Raw genomic sequence first — 15,973 nt, forward strand, 5'->3', positions numbered from 1 at the left:
TAAAGACATGAGTTCATACACAGCGCAGACAGAAAACACACCACCAATCACAACCCCCGGCCACCTTCTAGCGAACATTCCCGGCCTGTTGGGCTTTTACCCAACTGAATCCGTCATTTTCATGGCTATTGATACCACTCCGCGTGGCCCCGCGATGGGGCCTGTCGCTCGCGTTGACATTGAGGATGCCGAAGAAACTCTTCCTGAAATAGCCGCGATGTTGGCGGAAGAAGCCCGCGAAGGGATCTTTGCCTTCCTCGTATCTCACCGTCCTGTGTCGGATCTGAGCCAGGTTGCTTGTTGGCTATACACCCTTGACCGAGGGCGCGACGGTATCGATATTGACGCCGCGTGGTACGTGGGAGAGATCGCCCGCGATGAGCCCTATACCTTGCTCCACGGGGCGGTGAGTATTGACGGCCGCGGTCCGATGAAAAACTGGGTTGACGGGACAATCCCCGCGTTGACCGACGCACCGACGATGCGCTCATGCGTCGACCACGACGTCGTCCCAGAACTCAGTCGTGAGGAGTTCTTCGCCACCTTTGCCCGCAACAACCAACACTGTGATGCGCTTGAGGCCGAGGCTTTGGGACGTGAAGCGCGAGAAAGCGCCACGAGGTTCCGCGCCCGAGTAGCTTCGGAAAAAGGGGATAAGCGAAAAGAACTAGTCGATAACTTCATCGATGATGTCCGCTGGGCCCTTTCTACAGCAGGAAGCATCGAGGACTCGGAGACCAACACTGAGCTACTGAAGACCTGCGCGGTGTGGATGTCCACCACCTGGACGCGCGATTTGGTAATCGCTAGCTGCACGGACGCAGGTGAACAGGCCGCACAGCTCTTGCTGGCGACGGCACGAACCTACGATGGGGAAATTCGCGCTAACGCTCTAACAGTTTTTGCCTTGACACACCTAAAGATGGAGTGGGACATTCTTGCCGGACCGGCGCTACAAACGGTGGCAGAAGAGTTCCCGAGCCACCGCTTGGGGTCATTGCTATGCCAAGCCTATCGATACGGTCTCCATGACAAGATGCGTGAGACGATCGTCCGCGGTGCACGAGAAGCCTATAACTCTGCCATTGGAAGGGAAGAAGAATCGGCGACTGTGAGCGGTGTCCCTAGAACTACGGCGTCTAGCGATGCGCCGAGTGAGCCCGCTCGCCGAGTTGCCGGGTGAAGTTCCATGCGTCGGTAACGATGGTGGTGAGATCAGTACGGCTCGGGTTCCAGCCGAGCTCAGACTTAATTTTGTCCGAGGAGGCCACGAGCGTTGCTGGGTCGCCGGCGCGCCGGGGCGCCAACTCAGCCGGGATGGGGTGCCCGGTGACGGCACGACAGGTCTCGATGACCTGCTTGACTGAATATCCATCGCCGGAACCGAGGTTGTAAATTCGGTGAGTACCGTCCGTGTTGGTGGTCAGCGCAAGCACGTGGGCATCGGCAAGGTCACGGATGTGGATGTAGTCGCGCACCGCGGTGCCATCAGCCGTGTCATAGTCATCACCGAAAATAAAGATCTTCTCGCGGTGGCCCAACGCCACCTGTAGGACGAGTGGGATGAGGTGAGTTTCTACTTCACGGTTCTCACCGATGTTGCCGTAGGCGCCGGCCACGTTGAAGTAACGCAGAGAGGTCGCTCCCAAACCGTAGGCCTTGGCATACGAGGTGATCATGTAATCAATAGCCAGCTTCGAGGCGCCGTAGGGGTTGGTGGGTTGCGTAGGCATCGCCTCCGTAATCGGAACCTGGTCCGGCTCGCCGTACGTGGCGGCAGTAGAAGAGAACACGAGGTTCTTCACGCCGAACTCCCGCATGGCGTTCAGCAGCGTCAAGGTGGTTACCACGTTGTGCTGCCAATAGTCCGCAGGTTCCTCTACGGACTCGCCTACAAGCGAACGTGCAGCGAAGTGGATAACACCTTCAAATCCACCCTCCGAGAGTACAGAGTGAGCCACGTCGGCCACGTCGCCCTCCACAAGGCGTGCTTGGGAAGGGAGAGCCTCGCGGTTGCCGGTGGAGAAATTATCGATGATGGTGACGTCGTGGCCATTTTCGACGAGGACAGCAGCGCAAACGCTACCCACATATCCGGCACCACCGGTAACGAGAAGCTTCATGTCTACTTCACCTCCACGCGGATAGCATGTGCAAGATCGTCGACGAGCTCGATTGTCTCCCCGTCTCCAGTGCTCAGCGTGATAGAGCCATTGTTGTTCACCACTGTTACCGGCGACCCGACATGCAGGCCAGAGGTGTGTAGGGCACGGAACGTGGAGTTGTCAGCTTGAAGGACCTCATTGATTTGCACGATGGTGGCCTTGGTTTCCTCGCCTAAGGGGAGATCAATAGCGCGGATGCCGAGGTCGAGTTCTGCCGGAGACGCGCCAAGCTGCGCAAGGCCTGGAATGGGGTTTCCGAAAGGCGAGCGGGAGGCATCGTCGAGCACGGCGACAACGCGCTTTTCTACTTCTTCGCTCATAACGTGCTCCCAGCGGCAGGCCTCATCGTGGACCTGGTGGATGTCCAGCCCCAACACATCCGTCAACAGACGTTCTGCGAGGCGGTGCTTACGCATGACGTTGGTTGCTAGTTCGCGGCCTTCGGGGGTGAGGTCAAGGCTGCGGTCAGTGCGCACGTGAAGGAGACCGTCACGCTCCATACGGGCTACGGTTTGAGACACGGTAGGTCCGGATTGTTCGAGGCGCTCCGCGATGCGGGCGCGCAATGGGGTAATGCCCTCTTCTTCGAGCTCGTAAATGGTTCGCAGATACATTTCCGTAGTGTCGACTAGGTCCCTCACGTGGGTATACCTTTCTGCGTCATAGCGGTCAGCGTGGACACGAGCAGCAATCTACGGGCGGGAGTGTGTTCGATGGAGCCACAAGGTATGAACCTGTCCGCAGGCTGACCGTGCCCACATAGGTTTAGGCGCGGTAATAACAGACTATTAAGAGAATAACTTAAATAATAGCGTATTCCGTAGCTCACAGAGTGGCAGTTCCCGGCAGTGAAGTCAGGAGTTTTCGCGGAATCACTCGATGGATGTGGAAACGACGAAAGCCACCGAGCGGTCAACCTCCATGGCCCTACAGTTCTGCTCTGCGGGGCAGGAGGGATGTCTCGATGGCTCACGCCAGATCTCTGGTTATCGGCCAGAGCTAGCTCTGTGTCAGCTCACTCTTTGCCGTTGGTCTTTACAGCGCGTACTCGCGGAGGCGGTCGGCACGGTTGCCGTCACGGAGCTTGGCCATGACCTCTCGCTCAATCTGGCGCACGCGCTCACGGGACAGGCCAAACTTACGGCCGATCTGGTCCAAGGTACGTGGCACGCCATCATCGAGGCCGTAGCGCAAACGGATGACATCCTGCTCGCGCTCTTCGAGGGAACCGATAACGGAGCGGATATCGGAATGGCGCATGGACGCAACCACGGCAGTTTCTGCGTCGGTAGCCTCGGCGTCCTCGATGAAGTCACCCAGTGGGGCCTCTTCATCGGTGCCGACCGGCATGTCGAGGGAAACTGGGTCACGGGACTGGCGCAACAGCATTTCAATCTTGGATTCCTCGATGCCAGATTCCTCTGCCAGTTCCTCATTCGTCGCCTCACGGCCGAGGGATTGGTACATCTCACGCTTAATGCGGGAGAGCTTGTTTACTTGCTCCACTAGGTGCACGGGGAGACGGATAGTGCGGGACTGGTCAGCCATGCCGCGGGTAATGGCCTGGCGAATCCACCACGTGGCGTAGGTGGAGAACTTGAAGCCCTTAGCGTAATCAAACTTCTCCATTGCGCGAATGAGGCCTAGGTTGCCTTCCTGAATGAGATCCAGCAGTGGCATGCCGCGGCCGGTGTAGCGCTTGGCAAGGGAGACCACGAGACGCAGGTTGGCCTCCAGCAGATGGGAGCGCGCCTTCTTGCCTTCACGGGCAAGGATCTTGAGGTCTCGCTTCTCCGCGCGGGTCAGCTTTTCGGCATTGGCCAGCTTGTATTCGGCGTAGAGGCCCACCTCAATTGCTTGGGCCAGCTCAACTTCGTCCTCTGCGCTCAGCAGCGCAGTCTTACCAATTCCGTTGAGGTAAACGCGGACAAGGTCCGCAGAGGGGTTGTCATTGGTTTGGTTACGGCGTGAGCCGCGGTCAACGTCCTGTCCGTCCTCGTCCTGGGCGGTAGCAGTGCTAGCAGCGGATGATGTGGCCATCTCATGCCTCCTAAGTTGCGGCCTGGTACACCCCCTACAACGACGCTTAAGCGCGGTTAGTTCCCGAGAGCGAAAATTTGTTAGGACACCCGCCGCACTAGGCCCATTTGGGGGTGTAAATCACACTTCAACCAGCACGGTAAAGGGACCTTCGTTGACTGAGGAGACTCGCATCAGTGCGCCGAAGCGTCCTTCTTCGACGTGAATGCCTCGATCGCGCAGACGCTGAGCCACTCCCTGAATGACAGGTTCAGCGGCATCGCCAGGTGCCGCATCGGACCAAGAGGGGCGACGGCCCTTGGCGGTGCGGCCATACAGCGTGAATTGGCTCACCAGAAGTACCGGAGCCTCCGCGTCGATGACGCTAGTTTCACCGTCGAGGATGCGCAGTTCCGCAATTTTGCGGGCCATGGTGTCCATACGCTCGGCCAAGGACGGGCCAGTGGCGTCAGTGCTCGAATCGGCTTCCACGTCCTCACGGGATACACCAACAAGAGCCAGAATTCCTCCGGTGTCTGCACAGTTAATGGCGCCTACGATGTCACCGTCGACGGTGACGGAGGCTTCGGACACGCGGGTCAGTACAGCGCGCATACTTTAAGGTTCCTTTCTACCTTGGTGTTCACTCAGCCCGGGGCCTAATCGGTGTTGCTAAAAGCCAGCAGTTCTGTGGGGATGAGCAAGCCGTGACGAATGAGGTCGACGATGGCGGGAAGGGCGGCGTCGACAAGCGCAGCTTCGTCATAGCCTTGCGCCGCGGCGTAGAGCCCGATGGTTTCGCCGATGCTCAAGCCCTGCGGGTTCAAGCCTGCAACGATGGCGGCCAGGTGCTCATCGATGTCATGCTGCCAGCGTGGGCCATCGGTCCGGGTAAGGCGCAACGCGGCGCGCTCAAAACCCATGCCTATCTCGGTATCGGGTAGGGCGATGTCCTCACGGGCCACGCCAGGGCGTAGCTGCACGTGTTTGGTTTCCAATTCACCAGGCACCAGACCGCGCAGCCACTCCACACGGGCAAAGTATTCCTCAACCTCCGGGCCCAACGGATCGACGACGGGCTGGGACATATCTTCAGCCAAAATGTCCGAAGGCTCATCATCCCCAATGCGCTGGATAGCCACGAAACCAAATCCGATACCAGTGACCTCATTGTCGTGGAAATGCTGCAGCCATTCGCGCGAGCGGGCTCGGCCCTCAGCACTGCGGACATCGACGGACTCATCGGTGAGCCACGTGGAGACATACAGTGCGGGATCGGCAACGTCACGCTGAATGATCCACGCTGCCACTCCGGTGTCCGGCAGCCACGAGGCGACGCGCTGCTGCCAGGACTCCTCACCCTGGTGCACCCATGCGGCTAACAGGTGGGCCGTGCCACCCGGGTTGAGGTGCTCGGTAACCTGCGAAACGACAAGTTCACTTGCACCATCGAGGTTAAGCCCCGAATCGCGATAGACATGGCCGACCTCCGGCAGGCCCACAACAAAGGGTGGGTTAGCCACAATCCGGTCGAAACGCTCGCCAGCTACGGGCTCGAACCAGGAACCACCCCGCAGATCCACGCGTTGAGTCGCCCCGGCAGCCGTGACTGTGGCGCGTGCTAGGTCGAGGGCGCGTTCATGGACATCCGTGGCCACAATGCGTTCGGCAGAATCCAGCTGACCCAACAACTGCACTCCAGAACCGGTGCCCAGATCCAGCACAGAGCTCACAGGGGACGTCGGCGTTGAATGCAGCAGGGAGAGGCTGGCCGAGCCTACTCCCAGCACATGATCGGGCCCCGGAACATGATCAACAAGGGAGGCATCAACATCAGAGAACACCAGACGGTTGCGTCCCACGATGACATGCGGGCGGATGTCGTAGGCCACGAACACGGTTCCGTGTTCGTCGGTTTCGGCCACCCCCGAATCCAGAAGCTTGGCGGCCAAGCGGGCCCCAAGGACATCAGACAGAAGAGTCGCTGGCACGTGCTCGTGCAGTACGAAGATACGGATGAGGTGATCTAGGTCAGAATCACCGCTCGTGCCTAGTGCTACAGCTGCAGGCTCTCCGCGGTGTAAAGCTTCGGTGTACTCAGGGCCTAGGTGCCCAGCGATGCCGTCGGCCGTAAAACCCGCGCTGCTAAGCGCGTGGGTCAGCTCCGTGGCCACCTCCGCGACGGGGTGATCCGGATTCATGGCTGGGCCGAAGGGTGAGGAATCATGCGTGGTCAAGATCAATCCTTACATTCAGTAACGAGCTGGCTATTCATCATCATGGTCAATCGTGTCCGGTGTCGAGGCCTGCTGAGCGTCAGGCAGCGCTCCGCGTGCACGCTGCTCCAGTTGCTCCCGCTGAGCTTGCGCCATCTGGCGTGCCAGAGCAGGTTTGTACACCGACTTTTCACGCTTGTCTTTCTTCTGTCCGCGACTGTTGCCAATGACGACGGCAATCCATGGCAGGGGAAAAGTAACGGCTACGACAATCGCGGCCGGAATCCACCATTGCCAGGCGTAGGCCATAATTCCCGCAAGGATAAGGGAAGGAATACGCAAGAACTGCAGCACAAAATAGATAACCTCGCGGCGATGCCGATCCTGCCCAGGGGCGAGTTTGGCCGAGGTGATGAGGTGGGTTTCACGCCCAAACACTCGGCCACGTTTCCGCCCCGATTGTGGGGATAGGTCTGCGTTATCGCGCGAGTTCGTTGGGGTCATGCTCACTAGGGTAGCGGGAGGACTCGCCAACTTCGATACCGATACGGCATGATAGGGGGCGTGAGTACGACGACTAAGACTATTGAACGCCCAGATGTTCGTGAGGATACGTCCACGGGTGATGACACCCCGAAGTTCTTTCACTACGTCAAGAAGAACCAGATCCTCGATTCCGCGGTCAACGGAAAGTACGTCGTTGCCCTGTGCGGCGAGACCTTCCCGGTGACCAAGCAAGCCAAGCCTGGTTCACCCGTGTGCCCTGACTGCGAGCGCGAATACAAGAGCCTGCGCCGCCGCTAGAACGCCTCCGTTCCCTGCACGGAGCATCTGGTTGTCAGGTACGAGGGAACGCGCTTCGGGTTTAAGCAGTCCACACGAGGCTTACACCTGCGCAGAAAAATCAACACAGTTTCGGGATTCTGGGATAACTAGAGGGGGATAGTCGCTGACCGTGTCAACACAGTCATCAGCACAAAGATTTGCCAATAACGGTTCTTTGCGTGTGTGGCAGCGCGCGGCACTGGAAAAGTTCCTTGCCACCAAGCCGAAGGATTTTATGGCGGTGGCAACACCGGGCGCAGGTAAGACCACCTTCGCCCTGCGCGTAGCCACCGAACTCATGGCGGACCGCACCGTCGAGCGCGTCATCGTGGTCGTACCAACGGAACACCTCAAGGTGCAGTGGTCCGAAGCTGCCTCCCGCGTGGGGCTGGCGCTAGACCCGAAATTCACCAACTCTTCCGGCGTGAATCCTGCCATGGATGGAGTCGTGGTGACCTACGCACAGGTGGGTATGCACCCCTACAAACACCGCGCGGTGGCCTCGGCGCGGCGCACGTTGGTGATCCTCGATGAGATTCACCACGCAGGTGACGCGAAGAGTTGGGGTGACGGTGTGCGCGAGGCTTATGACGACGTCGAACACCGCCTGGCCTTGACGGGTACTCCCTTCCGCTCAGATGATTCGCAGATTCCGTTTGTGCGTTATGAGGAAGATGGGGAAGGCCACCTTGTCTCCCGCTCCGACCACACGTATGGCTATGGCGATGCGCTTGCCGACGGCGTCGTGCGCCCCGTTGTCTTCCTCAGCTACTCGGGCGAATCCCGTTGGCGCGATAGCGCCGGCGAGGAACACGCAGCGCGCCTAGGGGACATCCTCAACCCGGAGCAGACCGCCCGCGCTTGGCGCACGGCCCTCGACCCCAAGGGCGAATGGATCCCCACCGTCTTACACGCTGCGCACACCCGGCTGATGCAGATGCGCCGCAATATGCCGGACGCCGGTGGACTCGTCCTCGCTACCGACACAACGACAGCCCGTGCCTACGCCAAGATCCTCAAACAGATCTCCAACACACCGGTCTCGGTGATTCTGTCTGATGACCCGGGCTCCTCGGCACGCATTGCTGAATTCTCTGAGTCCACCGATGAGTGGATGGTGGCTGTGCGCATGGTGTCTGAAGGTGTTGACGTTCCCCGCCTCGCCGTGGGCGTGTACGCCACCTCCGCCTCGACCCCGCTCTTTTTCGCCCAGGCCATCGGTCGCTTCGTGCGCTCCCGCATGCCGGGCGAAACCGCTTCCGTCTTCCTGCCCTCCGTGCCCGTTTTGTTGGGCTTGGCCGAGAACATGGAGAAACAACGCGATCACGTCCTGGGAGGGGAGAAGAACCCCGACAAGGAAGGCTGGGACGATGAGCTACTCGAAGAGGCCAACCAGAAGAAGTCCGAACCTGACGTGCTCGAACCCTCCTACGAATCCCTTGGCGCCGAAGCAGAATTCTCGGGTCTGCTCTACAACGGCTCCCAGTTCAACACAGGGGCCATCACCGATGAGGACGAGGACTTCCTCGGAATTCCGGGACTCCTTGACGCTGACCAGGTCAAGGATCTCCTTCGCAAGAAGCAGTCGGAAGAAATGGACCGCCGCGAGGCAGAGGAGAAGGCGCGCCGGGCTGCAGAGGCTGCCGCGGAGCAGCGTCGCAAGCTCTATGGCACTCCGCATGCCCCGAAGAATCGGGCAGCAGGGGGTGCTGGGGGGACGTCGCCAAGCACTGCGGGTTCCGACGCTGGCGTTGTTGACGAGATCTCGGCCCTTCGTAAGGAGCTCAACACAGTCGTGTCGATCACCGCTCAGCGCACTGGCCGTCCCCACGGCGCGATTCACACGGAGGCGCGCAAGGCCTGCGGTGGGCCGCCCACCGCGTTGTGCGACGCAGACCAGTTACGCGAGCGAATTGACTATCTGCGGAAGTGGTGACGCCTATCTAAGGCACTGGAAGATGGTGCAGAGGTATCTCAGGCCCCACGAAGTGAACGGTGTTACTTATTGTATCGCGTGTAAGCTCGGCATCATCCTGAACATGTGCCTCAGGGCAAAGAAACTCCAAGGAGATGGATGATGAAAAAGCTCATCAACTCACCTGAGAACGTCGTTGCTGAATCGGTTGAGGGGTTTGCCCTCGCACACAGCGACATCGTCACGCGCGCGACGGATCCGCTTTTCGTTGCCCGTAAAGACAAGAAGAACGACGGCAAGGTCGCGATTGTATCGGGAGGTGGCTCTGGGCACGAGCCGCTCCACGCAGGATTTGTGGGGCACGGCATGCTGGATGCCGCTGTACCGGGGGCCATGTTCACCTCACCGACTCCCGATGCCATCCAAGCTGCTACCGAAGCGGTCAATGCAGGCGCGGGCGTGCTGTACATCGTGAAGAACTACACCGGCGATGTCCTCAATTTTGACACAGCTGCCGAACTTGCAGAGTTCGATGACATTGAGGTTAGCCAGGTCATTGTTGATGATGACGTGGCTGTTGAAGACTCCACGTTCACCGCCGGTCGCCGTGGCGTCGCCGGCACCCTCCTCGTGGAAAAGCTTGCCGGTGCCGCGGCGGAGCGCGGTGATGACCTCGCTGCGGTGACTGAGGTGGCAAAGAAGGTGGTGGAGAACACCGCTACCATGGGCGCAGCACTGACGGCCTGTACCGTCCCGCACGTGGGCAAGCCGTCCTTCGACTTGAGTGATGACGAGGTTGAACTTGGCGTTGGCATCCATGGCGAACCCGGACGCAAGGAAATCCCGCTTGTTTCGGCTGATGATGTCACTGACCACCTGTTGGACCCGATCGTGGCGGACTTAGAACTCAAGGAAGGCGAGCGCACCATCGTCGTAGTGAATGGTATGGGCGGCACTCCAGCCTCCGAGCTCTACGTGGTCTATCGCCGCGTGTCTCAGCGCCTGACGGAGATCGGCGTGACAATTGAGCGCTCTCTCGTGGGCAACTTCGTCACTAGCCTTGACATGGCGGGCTGTTCTGTCAGCATCATGCGCGCTGACGACGACGACCTTGCCCTTTTCGACGCCCCCTGCCACACCGCTGCTCTACGCCAAGGAGTGTAACCATGACCAACCTTTCAACTGACTGGGCACGGTCCTGGATAAATAACTGTGCTGCCGCTGCCCACGAGCACCGCGAGGAGCTCATCGAACTTGACCGCGTGATTGGTGATAGTGACCATGGCGAAAACGTCGACCGTGGCTTCCGAGCCGTCGTTGGAGCAGTGACCGACGAGACCACCGCGGACGGCTCCACCGTCGCTGAAGTGCTCAAACTCACCGCTAAAACCCTCATGTCCACGGTCGGCGGTGCATCCGGCCCGTTACTGGGCACAGCCTTCCTGCGTGCTGCCAAAGCCGCTGGTACCGGTGACCTCGACGCTCCGACAACAGCAAGCATCATCGAAGCTGCGCTGGAGGGAATCACAACTCGCGGCAAGGCCGCAGAAGGGGAAAAGACCATGGTGGACGCGTGGGCACCAGCCGCACGCGCCGCCCGTCACGCGGCCGACGCCGGCCACAACCCCGCGGAGGTTCTGCGTGCTGCAGCCGAGGCTGCAGCGGAGGGCGCGGAGGCCACTGTCCCGATGGTTGCCACCAAGGGGCGAGCATCCTACTTGGGCGAGCGCTCGGTTGGGCATAAGGATCCAGGTGCCGCATCCACGGCTCTCTTCATTGCCGCGGCGGCCGATGCTGCCGAGACCGCGGGACAGGAGACGTAGCCATGGCCCAGCCAGTAGTAGGACTTGTGCTGGTGTCACACTCGGCAAAGCTCGCAGAAGGCTTGGCGGAGCTTTCGGCCCAAATGGCGGCCGATGTCACAATCCGCGCTGCCGGCGGTCTCGAGGGCGGCGGAATCGGCACGTCGTATGACCTCATTGAAGCAGCCATTAACGAAGTCCTTGGGCAAGACTTAGGTGTGGTTGTGCTCACTGACTTGGGATCGGCCACGATGACTGTGGAATCTGTACTTGAGTTTCTAGAGGATGACCCGGTTCGGTTTGTTGATGCCCCGTTGGTGGAAGCAGCCATCGCTGCTGCTACCACCGCCCAGCAAGGTGACGATCTAGACGCTGTGTCCGCGGCCGCAGGAAGGGCAATCGAGGTTTTCGCTGCGCCACAGGACGCCAAATCTGCAGAAGCGGATAGTGAACGTGAAACGAACAGTGACGGTGAGTATTCCCGCGCAGTGACGGTGACCGATAAGGCAGGACTCCACGCCCGTCCCGCGTCGAAGGTCGCTGAGATCGCCGCGGAGGCTGAGGGCGACATCACCATTGCCTTCGGCGGTGAAGAAGCTGAGGCAGACTCGGCGATGATGCTGATGTCGCTCGGTGCCACTCAAGGTGCTTCCATCACGGTGAGCGGTGCTGTAGGGGACAAGGAAATCATCGATCAGATTGCCGATGCCATCGCAGCTGGTCTCGACGATTAGGCTCACGACGCGACATCGGATCTGCAGGGGAGAACCAGAACAGTGGACACCGTCCCCCGCAAAGAAGGAGACCTCCTGCATATTTACCTAAGGCGTGATGCGTAACCCAGCAGCGTTCTCTTGCAGGTGCTGAACCAACGCGCCGCCGCAGGAGGATGCGTACTCAGCTCCGAATCCGTGGTCGTTGCAGGCGCTGGTGCTTGTGTTCATCTCCTTGTCGTTGGGATTTTTGTTGTTGGGAGTTTGATCTCAGCGCTCACAACTGGGCCAGGAGTGGGTGCTGCCGCGCTAGCTGTCATGACCCTGCTCCCTGCCGAAGGCCGTCGCCCCGAGGACACGCCACTACTCATGGCGATGCTGGCATTGTCCATTAGGCTGGGTTGGACCGCGATTGACCCCTTTGCCCATATGTTCATGATTGGGCTGTTGGGGTTACAGATGTGAGCCCTGGTGCCCATTGACCACCGAGCCTCGGTACTCGTGAGGGAATGCGAAAAGCGGCGAAGAAGCAGTCGCATCTTCGCCGCAAAATTTTTGATTGTCGTGCTTGTCTAGTCCAGGTAATCGCGCAGGACCTGGGAACGCGATGGGTGGCGTAGCTTCGACATGGTTTTTGATTCGATCTGGCGAATACGCTCGCGAGTAACGCCGTAGACTTGACCGATTTCGTCTAAAGTGCGCGGCATGCCATCGGTGAGGCCGAAGCGCAAACGGACAACGCCTGCCTCACGCTCGGAAAGGGTAGTGAGCACGTCCTGGAGCTGGTCCTGCAACAAGGTGAACGACACTGCGTCGACTGCAATCACAGCCTCAGAATCCTCGATGAAGTCACCCAGCTGGGAGTCGCCCTCATCACCAATGGTCTGGTCCAAGGAAATAGGCTCGCGAGCGTACTGCTGGATCTCCAACACCTTTTCCTCGGTGATGTCCATTTCCTTGGCCAGCTCCTGCGGAGTTGGCTCACGGCCCAAATCTTGCAGCAGCTCGCGCTGAATGCGGCCAAGCTTGTTAATGACTTCCACCATGTGAACCGGAATGCGGATGGTGCGGGCCTGATCCGCCATAGCGCGGGTAATGGCCTGACGGATCCACCAGGTGGCGTAGGTAGAGAACTTGTAGCCCTTGGTGTAGTCGAACTTCTCCACGGCACGGATGAGGCCCAAGTTGCCTTCCTGGATGAGATCCAGGAATGCCATACCGCGGCCGGTGTAGCGCTTGGCCAAAGAGACGACCAAGCGGAGGTTGGCCTCGAGGAGGTGGTTCTTCGCCTTGCGTCCGTCACGAGCAATGGCGCGCATGTCACGCTTTTCCATAGGGGAGAGCTTGGCGCCCTTGTCGCCCTCAGCTCGCGCCTTTTCCATCTGCTCCATGCGGTACTGGGCATAAAGTCCAGCCTCGATACGCTTTGCCAGGGAGACCTCCTGCTCAGCGTTCAGCAGGGCAACCTTACCGATCTGCTTGAGGTAGGCACGAACCGAGTCTGCAGAAGCGGTTAACTCTGCGTCTTTGCGCGCCTGGCGCAGAGCAGCAGACTCGTCTTCATCCCAGACAGAGGATCCATCGTCCTCGTCCTCATCGGAGTCCTCACCGTCAAGGTCTTCACCTTCATCGCCGAACTCGTCATCATCATCGATGTCATCGCTGTCCGGGTCGAAGTCCATGTCGGCGTCATCGGCCGCATCAGTATCCAGTTCGTCGGTTTGATCCTCGAGGAGGTCATCCGAAGACTCGAGTGCCTCAGTGTCAGCGTTGTCCTCTGGCGAGGTTGCCTTCTTGGCCGCAGACTTACGGACAGTCTTCTTGGCTGTCTTCTTTGTCGCCTTCTGCGCAGACTTGCGAGTGGTTTTCTTAGCCGTCTTTTTCGCCGTCTTCTTGGCTGTCTTCTTCGCAGTCTTTTTAGCCGTTTTCTTTGCCGTCTTCTTAGCGGTCTTTTTTGCCGTCTTCTTGGCGGTCTTCTGTGCAGGTGCAGATGCCTCGGAGGTGCTCTCGCCTTCACCGAGTACCTGGTCTGAAGAATCAGTGGCTGCCACGTACGCCCTTTCGACTTGCTCTCTAGGTGGAAAATATGGGGAAGCGCAAAGTCATCGCAACTAGTCCCCGATGCTAGCCCGCCTCCACGATGAGCAGGAGAGGCGCGCCGCTGAATAATGGGTAATCGACAGCCCAGTATAGATCATTTCCGCTTATAGGCGGTGACTGGGGTCAACTGAGAAAGTTACAGGCAGTGCTTGTTATGGTCGGATTCCTTCCTTTGCGGCCATAGCGGCGCCAACAATGCCGGCGCGATTGCGGAGCTGAGCTGCAACAACTGGGGTGTCGATGCTGAGGTACTCGCCCCACTTGTCAAATTTTCGGGAGATTCCACCGCCGATGATGAAGGCCGAAGGGTTGAACAACGCTTCGTAGTCGTGGAGGACGCGGTTAACGCGCTTGGCCCATTGTTTGGTTTTTAGTTCCTCACGATCCTTCACTGCGGACGATGCCTGTTGTTCTGCTTCTTTTTCTCCCACGATCAGGTGGCCAATTTCCGTGTTGGGGAAGAGTTGACCATCAAGGAGGAATGCCGAGCCGATGCCGGTACCGAGGGTGAGGAAGATGACCGGGCCGGTACGTGCGATGTCATCGCCGTAGGCAACTTCGGCGAGACCGGCTGCGTCAGCGTCATTAAGTACGGTGAAAGGAGCATCAAGGTATGCACCAAATAGCTCTTGAGCGTCGATGCCAATCCACGACTTGTCAATGTTTGCGGCACTGCGAATAACCTGATTCTTGACTACGGACGGCATAGTGATGCCTACAGGGCCATCCCAGCCTTTCTCAGAGACGATGTGGGCGATAACTTCGGCCACAGCTTGCGGGGTAGCAGGCTTGGGCGTGGCGATTTTGAGGCGGTCGCCCACGAACTCACCTGTGGCGAGGTCGACCTCCGCCCCCTTAATGCCGGAGCCTCCGACGTCGATTCCGAAAGAGTGGCCTTCATGGTGAGGTACGTCGTGCTCTGAGTGTTGCGCAGTCATGATTTCTAGTTTAGGCACGTGGACTCGCAGATGTGTGCAGATGGTATCCGCAGTGGTGGTATCGACGACAGTGAAAATCGATAGTGAAAGGCGACAGTGAACGTGGAACATCCTCCACTGTGAGGTGGATCAAGGGAAATATCCTGTGAACATTAAAGGCCACTTTTATAACCGATACGCTGGGGTAATGTTCTGTGTGAGCAGGGCGGGGGTGGAGAGATTGCCTCCCCCGCGGCGAGGCGAGTGTGACACAGGGGCGCTCGTGGTTTAGTATGCCGTCGATAAATACACATTCCTATCGATCTGACTCACAGGGGCAAACACTATGGCCACCGATTACGACGCACCGCGTCGCCGCGCTGAAGACGAGCTCGAGGCTGATTCTCTCGAGGGCCTGAAGGCAGCGGAAAATGACAACAACGGCATGGATGATGACGGCGAGATTGTCGAGGCTTTCGAGCCGCCGTCAGTAGACCTCACCGGTGAAGAACTTAACGTCACCGTCGTTCCTCGCAAGGAAAACGAGTTCACCTGCTCGGTGTGCTTCCTTGTCCAGTCCAACAAGCGCTTGGATCACGAAGAGGACGGCGAGCTTATCTGCATGGACTGCGCCTAAGCTTCGTTTAGTTCCCAGTCCCCGCGTCGTTCGTTGCTGAGGCGAAGCGGCTATGTTCCAGGCCCGTTGGAGGAGCGGCGAGAACTAGTTCGCTGCCGTGGGGCGTGCCTGCTCGGGAACAAACGCAGCAAGCAGTTGCTCTGGGTTCTTTGAATTGATGAGCCAATAAGGGGTGGGGTCTTCGGGGTCATCGAGCACGAGCATGACGTGTTCTGGTACCCAGCCGTGGGTGACAATGAATGCGGCTGGATCCAGCTGTGGTCCCAGTGCATTGCGACGCGCGGTAGCCGGAACCGTGGTGCTGCGTGAGACCACGTCGTGCGGCAGTTGTGCATCTTTGACAGTCAACCAGCGCGTGCCGTCGGTATCCCGTTCCACTTGGACGACGGTATTTGACCATGTCAGCAGAACCCACACAGCGATGGCGGACAGCAGAATGGCGGGAATAATCACCCACAGAATGCCACGGTTTAAGCTAACCGTGGCGACGCTGATCACCACAACGAAGGCGGCCATCAGCCACCAATACCACGGCACCCACTGGCGCTCGCGGTAAAGAACGGTCGGGGAATCAGTAGACGAAGTCTGCTCGGCAGGCGAGGAACTGGAAGTCATGGCCACAGATTCTAGTCATTCCACGGTGGTGCGGCCTAACACCCCCGGG

General features: G+C 59.0%; 18 protein-coding genes. 8 read left to right on the plus strand and 10 right to left on the minus strand.

What is annotated here, in order from left to right:
• Positions 1-7 precede the first annotated feature (7 nt).
• A complete protein-coding gene (locus tag M5J09_RS03565; RefSeq protein ID WP_257156979.1) occupies positions 8-1,183 on the plus strand; it encodes a DUF4192 domain-containing protein in 1,176 nt (391 codons plus the stop codon).
• Here M5J09_RS03565 and galE read toward each other — a convergent pair.
• The 6 genes from galE to M5J09_RS03595 form a co-directional block, all read right to left on the minus strand.
• Entirely contained in the window at positions 1,140-2,123 is a 984-nt protein-coding gene (gene galE, locus M5J09_RS03570) for a UDP-glucose 4-epimerase GalE (protein WP_042531188.1), read from the minus strand. The genes M5J09_RS03565 and galE overlap by 44 nt on opposite strands.
• A gap of 2 nt (positions 2,124-2,125) precedes the next feature.
• Positions 2,126-2,806: a metal-dependent transcriptional regulator gene (locus M5J09_RS03575; protein WP_042531186.1), complete on the minus strand. Its 681-nt coding sequence runs from the start codon at positions 2,804-2,806 to the stop codon at positions 2,126-2,128.
• A gap of 394 nt (positions 2,807-3,200) precedes the next feature.
• Positions 3,201-4,205 (minus strand): sigma-70 family RNA polymerase sigma factor, encoded by a 1,005-nt coding sequence (locus tag M5J09_RS03580; protein ID WP_042531184.1) that lies wholly within the window; start codon positions 4,203-4,205, stop codon positions 3,201-3,203.
• Between the two features lie 120 nt (positions 4,206-4,325).
• Positions 4,326-4,799, minus strand: coding sequence for a D-aminoacyl-tRNA deacylase (gene dtd / locus M5J09_RS03585; protein WP_042531183.1), 474 nt, complete (start codon positions 4,797-4,799; stop codon positions 4,326-4,328).
• A gap of 44 nt (positions 4,800-4,843) precedes the next feature.
• Positions 4,844-6,385 (minus strand): class I SAM-dependent methyltransferase, encoded by a 1,542-nt coding sequence (locus M5J09_RS03590; RefSeq protein WP_257157052.1) that lies wholly within the window; start codon positions 6,383-6,385, stop codon positions 4,844-4,846.
• A 66-nt stretch (positions 6,386-6,451) separates the two neighbouring features.
• Positions 6,452-6,904 carry a DUF3099 domain-containing protein gene (locus M5J09_RS03595; protein WP_186302083.1) on the minus strand — a complete coding sequence of 151 codons (453 nt, stop codon included), beginning with the start codon at positions 6,902-6,904 and terminating at the stop codon, positions 6,452-6,454.
• A gap of 48 nt (positions 6,905-6,952) precedes the next feature.
• Between M5J09_RS03595 and M5J09_RS03600 the strand changes: the two genes are divergently transcribed.
• The 5 genes from M5J09_RS03600 (at position 6,953) to dhaM (ending at position 11,676) form a co-directional block, all read left to right on the plus strand.
• Positions 6,953-7,204 carry a DUF3039 domain-containing protein gene (locus M5J09_RS03600; RefSeq protein WP_042531177.1) on the plus strand — a complete coding sequence of 84 codons (252 nt, stop codon included), beginning with the start codon at positions 6,953-6,955 and terminating at the stop codon, positions 7,202-7,204.
• Between the two features lie 151 nt (positions 7,205-7,355).
• Positions 7,356-9,161 (plus strand): DEAD/DEAH box helicase, encoded by a 1,806-nt coding sequence (locus tag M5J09_RS03605; RefSeq protein ID WP_257156980.1) that lies wholly within the window; start codon positions 7,356-7,358, stop codon positions 9,159-9,161.
• A gap of 141 nt (positions 9,162-9,302) precedes the next feature.
• The gene (gene dhaK / locus M5J09_RS03610; RefSeq protein ID WP_239178777.1) at positions 9,303-10,304 is read left to right on the plus strand and encodes a dihydroxyacetone kinase subunit DhaK; all 1,002 of its coding nucleotides are present in this window, start codon (positions 9,303-9,305) and stop codon (positions 10,302-10,304) included.
• 2 nt (positions 10,305-10,306) lie between these two features.
• Positions 10,307-10,963, plus strand: coding sequence for a dihydroxyacetone kinase subunit DhaL (gene dhaL, locus M5J09_RS03615; protein WP_257156981.1), 657 nt, complete (start codon positions 10,307-10,309; stop codon positions 10,961-10,963).
• A gap of 2 nt (positions 10,964-10,965) precedes the next feature.
• Complete coding sequence (gene dhaM / locus M5J09_RS03620; protein WP_257156982.1) at positions 10,966-11,676, plus strand: dihydroxyacetone kinase phosphoryl donor subunit DhaM; 711 nt, start codon at positions 10,966-10,968, stop codon at positions 11,674-11,676.
• 87 nt (positions 11,677-11,763) lie between these two features.
• Here the strand turns inward: dhaM and M5J09_RS03625 are convergent, their stop codons facing one another.
• Entirely contained in the window at positions 11,764-11,886 is a 123-nt protein-coding gene (locus tag M5J09_RS03625; RefSeq protein ID WP_257156983.1) for a hypothetical protein, read from the minus strand.
• Positions 11,887-11,973: 87 nt separating this feature from the next.
• Here M5J09_RS03625 and M5J09_RS03630 point away from each other — a divergent pair, with 87 nt between their 5' ends.
• Positions 11,974-12,120: a hypothetical protein gene (locus M5J09_RS03630; RefSeq protein WP_257156984.1), complete on the plus strand. Its 147-nt coding sequence runs from the start codon at positions 11,974-11,976 to the stop codon at positions 12,118-12,120.
• Between the two features lie 107 nt (positions 12,121-12,227).
• On the opposite strand, the gene M5J09_RS03635 is transcribed toward M5J09_RS03630, so the two are convergent.
• Positions 12,228-13,706, minus strand: coding sequence for an RNA polymerase sigma factor (locus tag M5J09_RS03635; protein WP_257156985.1), 1,479 nt, complete (start codon positions 13,704-13,706; stop codon positions 12,228-12,230).
• Between the two features lie 201 nt (positions 13,707-13,907).
• On the minus strand, positions 13,908-14,693 hold the full coding sequence (gene ppgK, locus M5J09_RS03640; protein ID WP_042531165.1) for a polyphosphate--glucose phosphotransferase: 786 nt from the start codon (positions 14,691-14,693) through the stop codon (positions 13,908-13,910).
• Positions 14,694-15,018: 325 nt separating this feature from the next.
• Between ppgK and M5J09_RS03645 the strand changes: the two genes are divergently transcribed.
• Positions 15,019-15,309, plus strand: a complete 291-nt coding sequence (locus M5J09_RS03645; RefSeq protein ID WP_042531163.1) for a DUF4193 domain-containing protein — start codon at positions 15,019-15,021, stop codon at positions 15,307-15,309.
• An 84-nt stretch (positions 15,310-15,393) separates the two neighbouring features.
• Here M5J09_RS03645 and M5J09_RS03650 read toward each other — a convergent pair whose 3' ends face one another.
• Positions 15,394-15,924: a DUF3093 domain-containing protein gene (locus M5J09_RS03650; protein ID WP_070535578.1), complete on the minus strand. Its 531-nt coding sequence runs from the start codon at positions 15,922-15,924 to the stop codon at positions 15,394-15,396.
• Between the last annotated feature and the right edge of the window lie 49 nt (positions 15,925-15,973).

Origin of the sequence: Corynebacterium sp. BF-R-2 (genome assembly GCF_024586525.1) — a bacterium.
Classification (GTDB): Bacteria; Actinomycetota; Actinomycetes; order Mycobacteriales; family Mycobacteriaceae; genus Corynebacterium; species Corynebacterium singulare.